Consider the following 14,499-nt stretch of genomic DNA (forward strand, 5'->3'; position numbering starts at 1 on the left):
ATAAAACAAAAAAACTTTAATGTTAGACTTATTATTTCGTTATTTGTACAAACAATTTAAACTACAATGAAAAAACTACTAACCTTATTCCTGCTTATGGCAGGGCTTACTGCGTTTTCGCAAAAACAAATGCCAAATGTCTCATTGTCAGATATTGATGGTAAAAAAGTATCCGTTGCTACTGACTTTACCGAAAAAGATAAAATTTATATTTTTTCTTTTTGGGCTACTTGGTGCACCCCTTGTATTAACGAATTGGACGAAATGAATGACGTTCAGGAAGAATGGAAAAAAACTTTGCCGATTGAAATCATTGCCGTGGCTACGGATGACTCCAGAACCCAAAAAAGAATCAAGCCGTTAGTAAATGGAAAAGGATGGGAATACAAAGTCTTATTGGATAGCAATCAAGAGTTGAAAAGAGCTTTGGGAATTGTAAATATTCCCTATACTGTGGTGGTGAAAAACGGAGTGATTGTTCACATTCAAAATGGCTACGTACCCGGAAATGAGAATGAATTATTGGCCAAATTAAAGACGTTGTAATCAATGAAGAGAATTATTGTAATGGGCTTGTTGGGGCTTTCGGCTGCCGCTTTTGCCCAAGAAAAAGAAAAAGACAAAGGAACGTTTTCCGGAGGATTTGAAACCAATGCACAATGGTATTTAAACGATAAATGTTTGTTTGATGAATTTCACAACCCGGTAGTACATCCTGAGGATCCGTTGCGTTCGAACAGTTATTTGTTTGTTAATTACAAAATCAAGAACTGGACTTTCGGGATACAGGCAGAGGCCTATGAACAACAAGCATTGTTAAATTACAATCCAAAATACGAAAATGCCAATGTAGCCACTTATTTTGCCCAATTCAAAAATGAAAAAATTGATGTGACGGCGGGGTATTACTATGAGCAATTTGGTAGCGGCTTGTTGTTGCGTACCTGGGAAGACCGTGCGTTGGGAATTAATAATGCATTACGCGGATTGCGGTTTATTTATAAACCAACAAAATATTTTACCTTAAAGACACTTTACGGTCAAATGAGAACTGGCTTTGACGTTTCAGAAGGAAAGATTTTCGGAGCGGATGCTGAGTTGACCCTTTCAGATGTTTTCAAATTTGAGAAAGATGAATTGGCAATAGGTTTTACTTATGTAGGACGCGACGAAAAGACTGCAGTGGCTAATCCTAACTTTAACCAACTGACCAATGCATTTGCCGGAAGAATCAATTACAGCCACAACGGATATTATGTGTCATCAGAGTATGATTATAAAGGAAAAGATGCTGTGGTGCAAGTAAAAAATCAAATAGACAATAATCTGATTAAACCGGGAAGCGCCTTCTTGTTGAACATGGGGTATTCCAAAAAAGGATTTGGATTGGATGCAACTTTCCGTCGATTGGAAAACATGAGTTTCTATGCAGAGCGTTTGGCCAAAGGAAATCAATACAATGATTTAATCATGAATTATGTACCGAGTTTGACCAAGCAGCACCATTACAATTTGGCAAACATCTACGTATATCAGGCACAGCCCAATGTAATTATTAACGATGTGAATTTGGTGAAAGCCGGAGAAATAGGCGGACAAATCGACTTGTTCTATAACTTTAAAAAAGGAACAGCCCTTGGAGGGAAGTATGGTACAAAAGTAGCTTTAAACTACGCCGAATATCACGGATTAGGAGGTGATTTTTATATTTATTCTCCACAAGATTACCACACCGATTTCATAGGTTTTGGTGAAAAATATTTTACCGATGCCAACATAGAAATCACCAAAAAGTGGAATGAGAAATGGCAATCCGGATTTAGTTATATCAACCAATATTACAATAAAAAATACATTCAGGAGACTTACGGTGAAGTGAAGTCTAACATCGTTGGTGCTGAGACCACTTGTAAATTCAACAACAACAATTCGGTTCGCGTTCAGGCTGAACACCTTTGGGCGAACAGTGATAAAAGGAATTGGGCGAGTTTGTTGACCGAGTTTAATTTTGGGACCAAATACAGCATGTATGTTTCGGATATGTACAATTACGGCAATGAAGATGCAAAGTTGCAACACCATTACTATTCCGTAGGAAGTGCTTACCGTTATAAATCAACCCGAATTGCTTTAGCATATGGAAGACAAAGAGGTGGTTTGGTTTGTGTAGGTGGTGTTTGTCGTTATGTTCCTGAAAGTACGGGAGTTTCATTATCATTGAACACGAGTTTCTAAGTCTTTTACAAATTTAGCAGCATAAAAAAATCCCCATCATTTGATGGGGATTTTTTTGTCTTATAAAATATATAAGGAATTATTTTTTGATGATTTTTAAAGAAGCTTTTTTACCTTCATCAGAAGTAAAGTTCATAATGTAAACCGAAGCATTTAAAAGAGATACATCAAGGGTGTTATACCCTGAAATGTAATTGCTTTGATTAATCAATCTTCCGTTTAAATCGAACAATTCTACTCTTCCGCCAACAGTGGAAGCAAAATCAACCTGAGAAGTAACTAAGGTCGAGTTAACACTGATTCCGGCTTCTTTCAAGCTATTAGAAGTTACACTAAGATTCGGACTGTATCTGTAAGTGAATGTGATAGAGTTACCGGTTTCGGCTCCGAATGAATTCACCATGTAGAACTTCAAAACGTATTCCACATTAGCTGTGCCGTTACCGCCATAGGCATTAACAAAATGGTCAAAATTTCCATTTTGTCCGTTGGCAGGAACAACAGAAGAGCCGCTGGAAGGGTAAGAGTTCCCAACCGTAATGGTTCCTACACAAATAGGATCAATACAAAACTGAAGGTTGCTTCCGGTAGCATTTGTCATGCTTATCAGTTTCATTTTCACATTGATATTACTGGCCGAACTGTTGTAGATTTTAAAACCTAAATACGCCGGGTCATTCGATGAAATGTTACTCTCGTCTCCTAATGTGGTATAGGTTAAGATGTCTCCGTTAAGAATGGGAGTGCCATCTAACTTCTTCATTGTCATTTGTGAAAATGACAATGAAGAATAAAGACATGCGATTAAAAAAAATGCTTTTTTCATAATTTTTTTATTGAATAAGAAGGGTAATCAGATTATTTAATCAATAATTGTTTGCTGTAAGAGCTGTTTCCTGTAGCAATGTTTATGATGTATTCTCCAGTAGCGATTCCTTTAACAGGAACGGTTACAGTTTGATTTTCAGATACATTTTTGCTTACGTTTGATTGAACTGCTTTACCGGCCAAATCATAAATGGTGATGGTATAGTCTCCTCCTTTTAGATTATTGATGTTGATGTAGTCACTAGCCGGGTTTGGATAAACACTGATAGCGGTGTCTAATGAATTGTGGTTCACAGCCAACGTCGCCATTTCTACGGATTTAGCATTAACTACTTCTCCATTATCCTGGTCAATTAAAACTAAAACAGCGTGCATATTATCAATGTTGCTAGTCGCAGGTACGGTATAGTTGAAAGTGTAAGATACTGTCTGCCCATCAGTAATAACTGAAGGAACAGAACCTTCTTGACCACTGAATCCTCCTAACAATTCTCTTCCCACGTGGTTGTACACCATACTGGCGGCAGGAACAGGGTTTGGCAATGACTCATAACCGCCCATAGTACCATTGGCACCACCGGCATAGTAATTAGTTTGTTTGTATCCCGTTGCTGTTCCGGTAACATTATCTTCAGTAACAATAACACCTAATCTGTAATTGGCATTAGCAAAGTTTGTTCTGAAAGTAGCCATCGCGTTAATGGTTACATCAGCTCCGGTAACGCTTCCGTTAGCTTCTAAGGCAACAGGCGTTGTTAACACTTTTCTAGTGTTTAAATTAGAAACCATTAGAGCCTGACTAACATCAGCTCCTTTTACCACACGGTCAACATTCATTCCGGGGAAACTTGAAAAACCGGCTCCGCCATCATATTCATCAAGCATCATTGGGTCTTGGTTGTGTACCGCAACACCGATAAACTCATTTGGATAAGTGGTATCCATGTAAGCCATAGCTACCGCTCCTCTTGGACACCAACCACACCATGTTCCTGTTCCTTCTTCAAATAAAACTTTTTTCGGAGAAGGTTGACTAACCGTGTTGAATTTTTTTGATGTTGTGTTATTGGAAGGAACTGGGTCAGTATTCCCGTTAACAGCGGTTATGGTTAAAGTTAAATTTTTCTCGGTAACATTTGCGTAATTAACTTTAGTTGGATGAGTTACCGTAGTACTCGTTGCTCCTACAGCTATTGATTTTGTTATGGTGCTGATATGGTCTGAAATCCCGTCATTCCAGTTAACAGTTAAATTAGTTATAGGGTTGCTTCCTGTATTTTTAACCGTTAAAGTTAAAGTGTTATCAGTACTTAGAGCACTATAACGGTTCAATTTAGCCGATACTAATGAGGCATCGTTCTGAGCCAAACTTTTTAACACCACATTGTCAAGAACCAGGTAATAAGCATCAGTACAAGAGTAATGTCTGAAAGAGATATAAACAGTTTGACCAATATAAGCAGTCAAGTTTATAAATTTATTAACCAAGGTAGTACTGGCATTGGTGGTTTCAAAAACCGGAGTAGCAGTAGTAATTACTGATGGGTCGTTTGAAGTCGTTACATAAACAGCATAATGCTCTGCCGGCCAACTTGCACTGGTTTGCGTGTCATAAAATAAATACACATTAGGGTCTGTAACCACGCTCAAATCGATAGCCGGAGAGGTAACTAAATTGTCCGGTGTTAGTGGAGCTGATGAACCATCATCATAAGAAAATGACACCAAGGCGCCGTTTCCGAAAACACTGTTAATCCCTGAAGCGTCTAATACAGACCAATCAAAGGCATCGCCATCTAAATCGTTGGTCACCCAACCATTCAAATCACCGGTTTCGAAATCTTCAGAGTAGTATGTTGTTTGAGCAAACCCAAACACTGAAGTGAGTAGTAATGAAAGCAGTAAAGTAGTTTTTTTCATGAAATTAAGTTTATTATAGTTGTAAAATTTGTTCGTTTTTAAAAATAAATGCAAGTATAGTGAAAAATGTTCATTCTAATTACTTGCTTATGAAGTTATTATTTATTTTTTCATGAATTTTGAAAGTTAGAAACAAAAATTATATATTTGCTCCGTCAAAAACAAGGGGGATTAGCTCATTTGGCTAGAGCGCTTGCCTGGCAGGCAAGAGGTGACCGGTTCGAATCCGGTATTCTCCACTAAAAAAGCCGAAGTTTAAACTTCGGCTTTTTTTATTTTTCGTTTTTTAAGTCTTCTGCAACCTTCTCTAATTCTGCATACCAATCTTCTCCAAACTTGCGAATCAAAGCTTCTTTGACAAATTTGTATACCGGGATTTCCAATTCTTTTCCCAGTGAACAAGCCGGGTTACAAATATCCCAACGATCATAATTCACCGCTGCAAATTCAGTAAAGTCTTTGACACGAATCGGGTACAAATGACAGGAAACCGGTTTTTTCCAATCGATGATGCCTTGATTGTAAGCTTGTTCAATTCCGCAAAGAGCTGTTTTTCCGTCAAAAATCACATAAGCGCAGTCTTTGTTGTCAATCAATGGTGTTTCCAAATCCTGGTCGGTACCAACAACCCAAGTACCTAATCTTTCGATAGCTTCAATACCTTCTTTACGCAAAAAAGGTTTTACTTTCGGGTAGATTGCTTCTAAAATTTGGGTCTCTTCTTGAGTTAAGGGAGCGCCGGCATCACCATCTACACAGCAAGCGCCGTGACAGGCCGAAAGATTACAAACAAAATCTTTTTCCAGTATATCTTCCGAAACAATGGTTTTTCCTAGTTGAAACATAATGTATTGATTTACGCCGCAAAGGTAAAATCAAAAAGCGATTGCAAACGATTAAAAACCTAATTTTGTAAAAAAATAATTGTATGAATATTGATTTTAGAGAAATTGCCACCGCTACCATGGTTCTTTTTGCTGTCATTGACATCGTAGGAAGTATTCCGGTAATTATTGATTTGAGAGCAAAATTCGGTCACATTCATTCCGAAAAAGCCGCTTTGGTTTCTTTGGGAATCATGATTGCTTTTCTTTTTGTGGGAGAAGAAATTCTAAAATTAATCGGTATTGACGCCAACTCGTTTGCAGTAGCGGGTTCGTTCGTTTTGTTCTTTTTGGCTTTGGAAATGATATTGGGAATTCGATTATACAAAGAAGAGAAAGCGAGTTCAGCTTCTATAGTTCCCATTGCCTTTCCCCTAGTTGCCGGTGCCGGAACGATGACAACATTACTTTCTCTCCGGGCCGAATTTCAGTCGATTAACATTATCATAGCCATTTTTCTGAACATCATTCTGGTGTATTTGGTTTTGAAATCTTCAGCCCGAATTGAAAAAATGCTTGGTGATAACGGTCTCAGTATCATCAGAAAGGTTTTTGGCATTGTGCTGTTGGCCATTGCTGTTAAATTATTTGCCGCTAATGTTAAAGGGCTCTTTGCATAATGTCCTTTTTTAGTATTTTTGTCGCCTAAACCTATTTCATGAAAATTTTTACCAATATTCTTCTTTTGATAGCCAGTTCGTTAATTGTTGTTAATGTTTTTCTGCTCGATTTCAATAAACCATTGGAAGGGAACAGCATGATAGCTTTGATTGGCATTGTGGCTTCTTTTTGCGCCGTTCTGATTTTGCTGATTTTCAGAATGTCCAAAAAAATAGAAGATAAACTTAAGCACTAATCCATGTTTGATGTCTTGATAATTGGCGGTGGTGTTTCCGGGTTGTCCTGCGCTTTGGTGCTGGGCTCGGCTTACAACAAACCTTTTGCCGCAGATAAAAAAATAGGCATCATTGCTCATCAAAAAGCATCGTCACTTCAAGACGCTCTGTTTAATAATGCTTACGGAATTCCGGCCGGAAAATTAGGTTCTGAATTGCTAACCGAAAGTGTTGAACAACTGCAAAATTTATATCCGCACGTCACTCAAATTCATGATGAAAAAGCCATAAAAATTGAAGGAAGGGCCGGAGATTTTAAAGTTGTTACCAATAAAAATTCCTATCATACCAAGTTTGTTGTCATTGGAATTGGAGCCGGAAATCCTTTTACTATAGAAGGTTTGGAATCATTTGTCATGCCACATCAAAAAGTGATTCCTGAGAAAAACAGAATTCAGCTGCAAAACATTGATCACAAAGTAACCGAAGGAATTTACGTCACGGGAACTTTAGCCGGCTGGCGAAGTCAACTAGCCATTGCTGCCGGAAGCGGTGCTGCAGTTGCAACGGATATACTGACGTTGTGGAATAACGGGGTGCACACACAGGTACACGATAGCATTAGGAAATAATTACTTCAAAACAGCTTTTAACATGGCATCATCTTTCAGAATGATGTTGTAGTATTGGCTTTCGCCAAATAATTGTCTGGCAAATTCAGCGGTGAGGTATTTTTTGACTAAGGTTTTGTTGTCATTCAACTTCATTTCCAAACCGGAATCTTTCAGGTAATTTTCAAATTTAGAAACTATCGCTGTGTTGTTTTGCATTCGATCTAAAAATTGACCGAAAGTCTGTCCCTTGAAGGTGTTGCGGTCTTTGTCTAATTGTTCAAAAACAAAATGCCCTACAATACCTGAGTTGAGGATGTAAGCTAAACTTTCTTCTCCTTTTTTAACTTCCAAAGGCACAAAAATATCCGGTACTATACCGCCACCGCCATACACAATTCGCCCTTTTTTGGTTTTGAATTTTAAGGAATCTGCCACTTTAATTTTGTCTTTGGCATACAACTCGCCACTGTCAAAACGATTTCCGAAATCCTGTTCGTATTCTTCTGCTTTTCCTTTTACATAAGGCTTTTGAATGGAGCGGCCACTTGGGGTGTAATACCGCGAGGTAGTCAGGCGTACAGCAGAACCATCATCAAAATTCATTTCGCGTTGCACCAGTCCTTTTCCAAAAGAACGCCGTCCCACGATAGTTCCTCGGTCATTATCTTGTATGGCTCCCGATAAAATTTCACTGGCTGAAGCTGAGTTTTCATCAATCAAAACATACACTCTTCCGGTTTCAAAAATACCTTTTTCTGTAGCGTAAGTTTTAGTGATGTTGCCTTTTCTATTTTTGGTAAAAACAATGAGTTCTTTCTCTTTCAAAAGGTCATCGGCCACCTCGACAGCTTTTTCCAAATAACCGCCTCCATTGTCACGCAAATCGATAATCAGCGTGTTCATGCCGCTATTTTTCAGCTTTTGCAGGCCTGAGTGAAATTCGTCATAAGTGTTTTCGGCAAAGCGGTTGATTTTGATGTAGCCCGTATTTTTGTTTAGCATCAGGGCGATGTCTACACTCTTAATAGGAACAACTTCACGGGTAACATTTATTTTTAATTTTTTGTTTGAGTTTTTCCGATAAACAGTTAGTAAAACATCAGAGCCTTCTTCTCCTTTGAATTTGTTGTACAAACTGTCGGTTGGTAATTTTCGCCCAAAGAGTTTGGTTTTTCCGGCATACAAAATGCGATCTCCGGCTTTAATACCGGCTTTGGCTGCCGGACCGTTTTCCAATGTTTTGACCACAGTAACGGTGTCGTTGTGCATATAAAAGTTGATGCCGACACCAACAAAATCGCCTTTCATTATTTCGGACTCCGAAGATTGCTCGCTGGGCGGAATATAAACGGAATGTGGGTCAAGGTTGGCCAAAATACTGTTTACAGTCAAATCGACAATTGAATCAGAGTTGACATCGTCAACGTATTCGTCGTTGATCATGTCAATTAACTTTTCAATTTTGGCTTTGCTGGCATTTTTTTTAGAAAGTGTACGCTGCGGAAAATTAAGCATACCGCCAATGATAACACCCAGTGCTACACAGGAGAACAACAACAGTGGCAAGTATTTTTCCTTAGCTTTCATTTGGAGGGAACAGTCGACAATCTGTTTGGTAAAATTACTCTAAATTTTCGAGTTGGTGTACTTCAACACCCGCCTTTTCTAAGAAATCAACGCCTGAAGTATCCCGATAACCATGTTGGTAAACAACGCGCTTGATTCCGGATTGATGAATCAGCTTGCTGCATTCTTTGCAAGGTGAAAGGGTGATATATAAAGTTGCATTTTCACAGGATTGGGTGGAGCGTGCAACTTTGGAAATCGCATTGGCCTCTGCGTGCAAAACATACCAATGCGTTAGCCCTTCATCATCTTCACAACAATTTTCAAAACCCGAAGGCGTACCGTTATACCCGTCGGAAATAATCATGCGGTCACGAACGATGATAGCACCGACTTGTTTGCGCTGACAATAGGACAGTTTACTCCATTCGGCGGCGATGCGTAAATAGGCTTTGTCGTATTTGTTTTGTTTCTTCTCTTTCATTTTGTACTCTAAGGTTCGTAGCTCGGTTGATTGCTTCTAATCAATATCGTTTTTCTTTTAGCCCTGATGGGAGCGATACCGAAGTAAAGCGGACAGCAGGAACAAGGATAGCAAATATACCGAAACCTTTCTCTTCTGAATAATTATTTATGCCAAATTTCGTTTTGTAAAATGATGGGAATGACAACCCCGACAATAAACGCAGAAATTAGTAACGTCCAGTCGCGCTTGGAGAATTTGAAGAGGGTTTGTACCATGTAGGCCAAGAGCAACGAGGCTAAAACGACTACGATTTGAGCCGTTTCGATACCGACAGCAAATTCGGTCAACGGTAATAATTTATCAGAAGGTTTTCCGCTGAGGATTTGGTTGAAATAATTGGAAAACCCCAAACCGTGAATGATTCCGAAACAAACCGTCACAATGCCAATAAACGTAGTGCCGTCTTTTTTGTTCGATTTACCCGATGTGACAATGTTGAATAAGGCTGTAATAAGAATGGTAATAGGGATTAAAAACTCAACGATGTTGGGTTTTACGGTAACTATATTGAAAACCGAAAGCAAGAGCGCTAAGGAATGACCTAAGGTAAATAGCGAAACCAAAATCAGGATGCGCTTCCAGGATTTAAATTCGTAAGGGACAGTTAGCGCCAACAGGAATAAAACGTGGTCATAGGCGTAAACATTGAGGACATGTTTTAATCCGATATTGAAATACATCCAGAAATCTGACATGGTAAATGGTTGGTTTTGGAAGGTAAACTTACACTATTTTTTTGTTGGATATTTAAAATAAATGCTAAAATCGATGAAAAACATTTTTGAAATTGGTTTCTCAAAAACAGTAAATTGACTTATATTTGCACTATAAAAACCCATACCATTATGTCAATTTCAGATTTATTTGATAGTGAATTTAAAAGCAGAAACAAAGGACATTTTTCGGCAATAGTACGTGTCGCCACCGCAGATGGAGATATGAGTAAAGAGGAAAGAGAGTTCTTGGATAAACTGGCTGTTCGCTTGGAGATAACTCCTGCAGAATACGAAGAGATTTTAGAAAATCCTTTAAAATACCCAATCAATCCGCCTTATTTACATGTACAACGTTTGGAACGTTTATATGACTTGTCGAGAATGGTTTACGCCGATCACGTATTAGGACCTAAACAAAAAGAAATCTTAACCAAATTTGCTTTGGCCTTAGGATTTACACCCGGGAATGTAAATTACATCGTGGACAAGGCGCTGTCACTGCTTGTTCTCAATGTAGACGGCGATACGTTCGTTTACGAAATGACGCACATGAATAAATAAAAAAAGTCCCGAGTAATCGGGACTTTTTTTAACTGTATTTGGCCATAAACTCCTCGGCCTTTTCCACCATGTTGTAACTTCCACAAAAGAAAGGCACGCGTTGGTGTAATTCTGTCGGTTGTATTTCCATAATTCTGCCGAAACCATCAGAAGCTTTGCCACCTGCCTGTTCGGCAATGAAAGCCATCGGATTGCATTCGTATAACAAACGCAGTTTGCCTTTGGGTGATTTAGAACTTGTCGGATAAATATAAATTCCGCCTTTAATCATGTTGCGGTGAATGTCAGAAACCAAACTTCCGATGTAACGTGAAGTGTAGGGACGGTCACCTTCTTCGAGCTGACAATATTTTAAATAATCTTTTACTCCCTGCGGGAAATGCACATAGTTTCCTTCGTTGATGGAATAGATATTACCGTCTTTTGAAAACTGCATGTTCGGATGGGATAAATAAAATGTTCCAATGGCCGGATTTAAGGTAAAACCGTTTACACCGTGACCTGTAGTGTAAACCAGCATGGTTGAGGTTCCGTAAATTACATAACCTGCGGCCACCTGACTGGTTCCCGGTTGCAGAAAATCTTCTAAAGTAACCGGTGTTCCCACGGCCGTTTTTCTTCGGAATACAGAAAAGATGGTTCCTACCGAAACATTGACATCAATATTGGAAGAGCCGTCTAAGGGATCCATCAAGACTACATATTTATTATTGTGGCCTTTGTCAGAGCCTGCTACAGTAATAAAATTGTCATTTTCTTCTGAGGCGATTCCGCATACAATTTCACGGTTAATAAGCGTTTGAATAAAAATTTCATTGGCATATACATCCAGCTTTTGCTGGTCTTCACCCTGAATATTTTGGTCTCCGGCAGCACCGACAATGTCTACCAGTCCGGCTTTGTTGACTTTGTAGTTTACGACTTTTGCCGCTAATCGGATGGAGTTGATAATTCGGGATAATTCTCCGGAAGAATATTTGAATTCTTCCTGTTTTTCGATGATAAACTCACCAAGGGTTTTATTGCGTTCTTCCATTGCGAAATCGTTGTAGTTGTGCATGCAAATATCGGTTTTTTAATTAAAAAATTACTGAATTTTTAAAAAATGTCAGACCAAATTTTAGTGAAACTTCCTTTATCTTTGTAGCTGATTATGTTAAAAAGTAAACCATGAAAACAAGATTAGTTCTAGCGGCAATTATTGCAATTATGAGCATAACCAAAATAAATGCTCAGATTAATTTGGGAGAAAAAGCCATGGGTGCTCTTCAAACCGGAGTGGCCAGTTTTACCTACAGCGATGAAGATGCGGCTGCCATGTCAAAAGAAGCGGTACGAAAAATGGATTCTGCCAATACAGTGGCCGGTCCTAAAGACGGCTATGCCGTGCGTTTGAATCGAATTTTTGGGAAGCACGCTAATGAAGGCGGATTGAAATTGAATTATAAAGTGTATCTCACGAAAGATGTTAATGCCTTTGCTACTGCTGATGGGAGTGTTCGCGTGTTTTCCGGATTGATGGATATTATGGATGACAATCAATTGTTGGCGGTGATTGGGCACGAAATCGGACATGTGGCCAATCACGATTCCAGAGATGCTATGAAAGCTGCATTAAGAAAAGCTGCGTTAGTGGGAGCTGTTTCGTCACAGTCAGACAAAGTGGCTAAGCTGACGGACAGTCAATACGGACAATTAGCCAATGCGATATTAGATAGCAAATACAGTCGTAAACAAGAGTCAGAAGCAGATGATTACTCGTATGCCTTTATGAAACGCAACGGATACAATGTAAATGCGGTAGAAGCAGCATTTGCTATCTTGGCCAAAATGAGTGGCGGTGCACAAGCCGATTTTCTTACTAAAATGTTAAGCTCGCACCCGGATCCGCAGGACAGAGCTGATAAGGCCAGAGCCAGAGCCACTGCAGACGGTTTGTACAAACCGTATGTGCAGATGAAATTTTCAAATAAAGCCACGACCACGACAAAAAAAACAACTAAAAAGAAGAAAAAATAATCCCGATGCTAATCAGAAAAGGCGAAAAAAAAGACATGCCGGCCGTACTGGAACTCATACGGGAGTTGGCTGTTTTTGAAAAAGAACCCGATGCTGTGGTTGTTACTGTGGCTGACCTAGAGCGCGACGGTTTTGGGGAAGTTCCTTTGTTTCATACATTCATCGCTGAGGTTGATGGCGAAATTGTAGGCATGGCGTTATATTATTACCGCTACTCTACCTGGAAAGGCAAAACCATTCACCTCGAAGATTTAATCGTCAAAGAAAAAATGCGTGGTTCCGGTTTGGGATTCGCGTTGTATTCTAAAATTATAGAGCAAGGCAAGAAAGATAATGTCCGTCGCATCGAATGGAATGTTTTGGATTGGAACACGCCGGCAATTGATTTTTATATCAAATCAGGCGCTAAAGTATTAGACGATTGGCGTGTGGCGCAAATGGATGAAACAGGAATCAACGAATTTTTAAGCAAACTGTAAATAATGAGAATTTTTAAATTTGGGGGCGCTTCTGTAAAAGACGCCGATGGAATCAAAAACGTATTTAGTGTATTAGAAAAAGTAGGTCATGAAGACACACTTTTAGTGATTTCCGCTATGGGAAAAACAACAAATGCTTTGGAATTGGTAATCAAGAATTACTTCGAAAAATCCAATGAATTGCATTCTTCACTGCAAGACGTCAAGAAGTACCACAACCAAATTTTATTAGACTTATTTGATGACGAAGAGCACGATGTTTTTTATGCTGTGAACAGTCATTTTGCCGATTTGGAATATTTTATTCGCAGCAATAAATCTCCGAATTACAACTTTGTATACGACCAAGTAGTAAGTTACGGGGAAATTATCTCTACCACAATTGTGAGTCATTATTTTAATCATGCCGGATTGAAAAACAACTGGATTGATGTTCGCAATTTTATTAAAACCGATAACAATTACCGCGATGCCAATGTTGATTGGGAGAAAACCCAACAATTTATTGCCAAAGGGATTAAGAAAAAAGCACTCAATATTACGCAAGGGTTCTTAGGTTCTGATGAAAATAATTTTACAACCACTTTGGGCCGTGAAGGTTCCGATTATACCGCGGCAATTTTTGCTTATTGCTTGAATGCCGAAAGTGTAACGATTTGGAAAGATGTTCCGGGAGTGTTAAATGCCGATCCGCGTTACTTTGAAAATGCCGTTTTGTTAAACCAAATTTCCTATCGGGAAGCCATTGAGTTAGCTTTTTACGGCGCTTCGGTAATTCACCCGAAAACTCTGCAACCACTGCAGAAAAAAGAAATTCCTTTGTTTGTAAAATCATTTGTAAATCCGTTATTACCCGGAACCAGTGTTTCGAAAGGGGAAGATTTGGAACCGAAAGTTCCGTGTTTTATAGTGAAAAAAGAGCAATTGCTCATTTCACTGTCTTCTATTGATTTCTCGTTTATCATGGAGGAAAACATCAGTGAAATTTTTGCATTGTTCCATCAATACAAGATAAAAGTGAGTTTGATTCAGAACTCCGCAATTAGTTTCTCTGTTTCTATTGAAGATAAATTTGGCAATTTCAACGAACTGAAAACTATTTTATCTAAAAAATTTAAAGTGTCATACAATGAAAATGTCTCTTTGTTTACCATTCGACATTTCAACAAAGAAGCAGCCGAAATGGTAGAGAAGGGCAAAACAGTACTGTTGAAACAAATCTCCAGAGAAACCATGCAGATTGTGACTAAAGAATAGATTTTGAGTCTCGAATGCACTAATATTGTAGTGTATTCGAGGCTTTTTATATTAAAAG

General features: G+C 38.7%; 16 protein-coding genes and 1 tRNA gene. 10 read left to right on the plus strand and 7 right to left on the minus strand.

The features are described 5' to 3' along the window. Positions 1–66: 66 nt before the first annotated feature. Both ACSVH6_RS03300 and ACSVH6_RS03305 read left to right on the plus strand, forming a co-directional pair. Positions 67–546 carry a TlpA family protein disulfide reductase gene (locus tag ACSVH6_RS03300; RefSeq protein ID WP_438075516.1) on the plus strand — a complete coding sequence of 160 codons (480 nt, stop codon included), beginning with the start codon at positions 67–69 and terminating at the stop codon, positions 544–546. A gap of 3 nt (positions 547–549) precedes the next feature. Next, entirely contained in the window at positions 550–2,235 is a 1,686-nt protein-coding gene (locus ACSVH6_RS03305; RefSeq protein WP_438075518.1) for a DUF6029 family protein, read from the plus strand. Positions 2,236–2,314: 79 nt separating this feature from the next. Here ACSVH6_RS03305 and ACSVH6_RS03310 read toward each other — a convergent pair whose 3' ends face one another. Then, positions 2,315–3,061: a T9SS type A sorting domain-containing protein gene (locus ACSVH6_RS03310; protein ID WP_438075520.1), complete on the minus strand. Its 747-nt coding sequence runs from the start codon at positions 3,059–3,061 to the stop codon at positions 2,315–2,317. Between the two features lie 32 nt (positions 3,062–3,093). Further along, positions 3,094–4,983 carry an Omp28-related outer membrane protein gene (locus ACSVH6_RS03315; protein ID WP_438075522.1) on the minus strand — a complete coding sequence of 630 codons (1,890 nt, stop codon included), beginning with the start codon at positions 4,981–4,983 and terminating at the stop codon, positions 3,094–3,096. 165 nt (positions 4,984–5,148) lie between these two features. Between ACSVH6_RS03315 and ACSVH6_RS03320 the strand changes: the two genes are divergently transcribed. Next, a tRNA-Ala gene (locus tag ACSVH6_RS03320) sits at positions 5,149–5,222 on the plus strand. 33 nt (positions 5,223–5,255) lie between these two features. Here the strand turns inward: ACSVH6_RS03320 and ACSVH6_RS03325 are convergent. Beyond that, positions 5,256–5,828 carry a DUF3109 family protein gene (locus ACSVH6_RS03325; protein WP_438075524.1) on the minus strand — a complete coding sequence of 191 codons (573 nt, stop codon included), beginning with the start codon at positions 5,826–5,828 and terminating at the stop codon, positions 5,256–5,258. 83 nt (positions 5,829–5,911) lie between these two features. On the opposite strand from ACSVH6_RS03325, the gene ACSVH6_RS03330 reads away from it, so the two are divergent. From ACSVH6_RS03330 to ACSVH6_RS03340, 3 genes are read left to right on the plus strand one after another with little or no spacing between them, the layout of a single operon-like run. After that, complete coding sequence (locus tag ACSVH6_RS03330) at positions 5,912–6,487, plus strand: MarC family protein (RefSeq protein WP_438075526.1); 576 nt, start codon at positions 5,912–5,914, stop codon at positions 6,485–6,487. Between the two features lie 38 nt (positions 6,488–6,525). Beyond that, the gene (locus tag ACSVH6_RS03335; RefSeq protein ID WP_438075528.1) at positions 6,526–6,723 is read left to right on the plus strand and encodes a hypothetical protein; all 198 of its coding nucleotides are present in this window, start codon (positions 6,526–6,528) and stop codon (positions 6,721–6,723) included. 3 nt (positions 6,724–6,726) lie between these two features. Beyond that, a complete protein-coding gene (locus tag ACSVH6_RS03340) occupies positions 6,727–7,335 on the plus strand; it encodes an FAD-dependent oxidoreductase (protein ID WP_438075530.1) in 609 nt (202 codons plus the stop codon). Here the strand turns inward: ACSVH6_RS03340 and ACSVH6_RS03345 are convergent, their stop codons facing one another. The 3 genes from ACSVH6_RS03345 to ACSVH6_RS03355 form a co-directional block, all read right to left on the minus strand. Next, positions 7,336–8,904, minus strand: a complete 1,569-nt coding sequence (locus ACSVH6_RS03345; RefSeq protein WP_438075532.1) for a S41 family peptidase — start codon at positions 8,902–8,904, stop codon at positions 7,336–7,338. It lies immediately after the preceding gene. A gap of 34 nt (positions 8,905–8,938) precedes the next feature. Further along, positions 8,939–9,367, minus strand: coding sequence for a deoxycytidylate deaminase (locus ACSVH6_RS03350; protein ID WP_438075533.1), 429 nt, complete (start codon positions 9,365–9,367; stop codon positions 8,939–8,941). A gap of 143 nt (positions 9,368–9,510) precedes the next feature. Next, positions 9,511–10,104, minus strand: a complete 594-nt coding sequence (locus ACSVH6_RS03355; RefSeq protein WP_438075535.1) for a HupE/UreJ family protein — start codon at positions 10,102–10,104, stop codon at positions 9,511–9,513. 150 nt (positions 10,105–10,254) lie between these two features. Between ACSVH6_RS03355 and ACSVH6_RS03360 the strand changes: the two genes are divergently transcribed. Then, complete coding sequence (locus ACSVH6_RS03360) at positions 10,255–10,686, plus strand: TerB family tellurite resistance protein (protein ID WP_438075537.1); 432 nt, start codon at positions 10,255–10,257, stop codon at positions 10,684–10,686. A 28-nt stretch (positions 10,687–10,714) separates the two neighbouring features. Here ACSVH6_RS03360 and fbp read toward each other — a convergent pair whose 3' ends face one another. Beyond that, entirely contained in the window at positions 10,715–11,722 is a 1,008-nt protein-coding gene (gene fbp / locus ACSVH6_RS03365) for a class 1 fructose-bisphosphatase (protein WP_438075776.1), read from the minus strand. A gap of 134 nt (positions 11,723–11,856) precedes the next feature. Here fbp and ACSVH6_RS03370 point away from each other — a divergent pair, with 134 nt between their 5' ends. Genes ACSVH6_RS03370 through ACSVH6_RS03380 form a run of 3 tightly spaced genes read left to right on the plus strand, consistent with a single transcriptional unit; the run spans position 11,857 to position 14,441 of the window. After that, on the plus strand, positions 11,857–12,705 hold the full coding sequence (locus ACSVH6_RS03370; protein WP_438075538.1) for a M48 family metalloprotease: 849 nt from the start codon (positions 11,857–11,859) through the stop codon (positions 12,703–12,705). Positions 12,706–12,710: 5 nt separating this feature from the next. Further along, positions 12,711–13,184: an N-acetyltransferase family protein gene (locus tag ACSVH6_RS03375; RefSeq protein ID WP_438075540.1), complete on the plus strand. Its 474-nt coding sequence runs from the start codon at positions 12,711–12,713 to the stop codon at positions 13,182–13,184. 3 nt (positions 13,185–13,187) lie between these two features. Continuing rightward, entirely contained in the window at positions 13,188–14,441 is a 1,254-nt protein-coding gene (locus ACSVH6_RS03380) for an aspartate kinase (RefSeq protein WP_438075542.1), read from the plus strand. The last annotated feature ends 58 nt before the right edge of the window (positions 14,442–14,499 follow it).

The organism is Flavobacterium sp. XGLA_31, from assembly GCF_051547105.1.
Classification (GTDB): domain Bacteria; phylum Bacteroidota; class Bacteroidia; order Flavobacteriales; family Flavobacteriaceae; genus Flavobacterium.

Coding starts and splice junctions, on each gene's coding strand:
- ACSVH6_RS03350 (WP_438075533.1), bottom strand. CDS start 9,367: ATGAAAGAGAAGAAACAAAACAAATACGACAAAGCCTATTTACGCATC.
- ACSVH6_RS03305 (WP_438075518.1), top strand. CDS start 550: ATGAAGAGAATTATTGTAATGGGCTTGTTGGGGCTTTCGGCTGCCGCT.
- ACSVH6_RS03300 (WP_438075516.1), top strand. CDS start 67: ATGAAAAAACTACTAACCTTATTCCTGCTTATGGCAGGGCTTACTGCG.
- ACSVH6_RS03360 (WP_438075537.1), top strand. CDS start 10,255: ATGTCAATTTCAGATTTATTTGATAGTGAATTTAAAAGCAGAAACAAA.
- ACSVH6_RS03370 (WP_438075538.1), top strand. CDS start 11,857: ATGAAAACAAGATTAGTTCTAGCGGCAATTATTGCAATTATGAGCATA.
- ACSVH6_RS03315 (WP_438075522.1), bottom strand. CDS start 4,983: ATGAAAAAAACTACTTTACTGCTTTCATTACTACTCACTTCAGTGTTT.
- ACSVH6_RS03345 (WP_438075532.1), bottom strand. CDS start 8,904: ATGAAAGCTAAGGAAAAATACTTGCCACTGTTGTTGTTCTCCTGTGTA.
- ACSVH6_RS03340 (WP_438075530.1), top strand. CDS start 6,727: ATGTTTGATGTCTTGATAATTGGCGGTGGTGTTTCCGGGTTGTCCTGC.
- ACSVH6_RS03355 (WP_438075535.1), bottom strand. CDS start 10,104: ATGTCAGATTTCTGGATGTATTTCAATATCGGATTAAAACATGTCCTC.
- ACSVH6_RS03380 (WP_438075542.1), top strand. CDS start 13,188: ATGAGAATTTTTAAATTTGGGGGCGCTTCTGTAAAAGACGCCGATGGA.
- fbp (WP_438075776.1), bottom strand. CDS start 11,722: ATGGAAGAACGCAATAAAACCCTTGGTGAGTTTATCATCGAAAAACAG.
- ACSVH6_RS03325 (WP_438075524.1), bottom strand. CDS start 5,828: ATGTTTCAACTAGGAAAAACCATTGTTTCGGAAGATATACTGGAAAAA.
- ACSVH6_RS03375 (WP_438075540.1), top strand. CDS start 12,711: ATGCTAATCAGAAAAGGCGAAAAAAAAGACATGCCGGCCGTACTGGAA.
- ACSVH6_RS03335 (WP_438075528.1), top strand. CDS start 6,526: ATGAAAATTTTTACCAATATTCTTCTTTTGATAGCCAGTTCGTTAATT.
- ACSVH6_RS03310 (WP_438075520.1), bottom strand. CDS start 3,061: ATGAAAAAAGCATTTTTTTTAATCGCATGTCTTTATTCTTCATTGTCA.
- ACSVH6_RS03330 (WP_438075526.1), top strand. CDS start 5,912: ATGAATATTGATTTTAGAGAAATTGCCACCGCTACCATGGTTCTTTTT.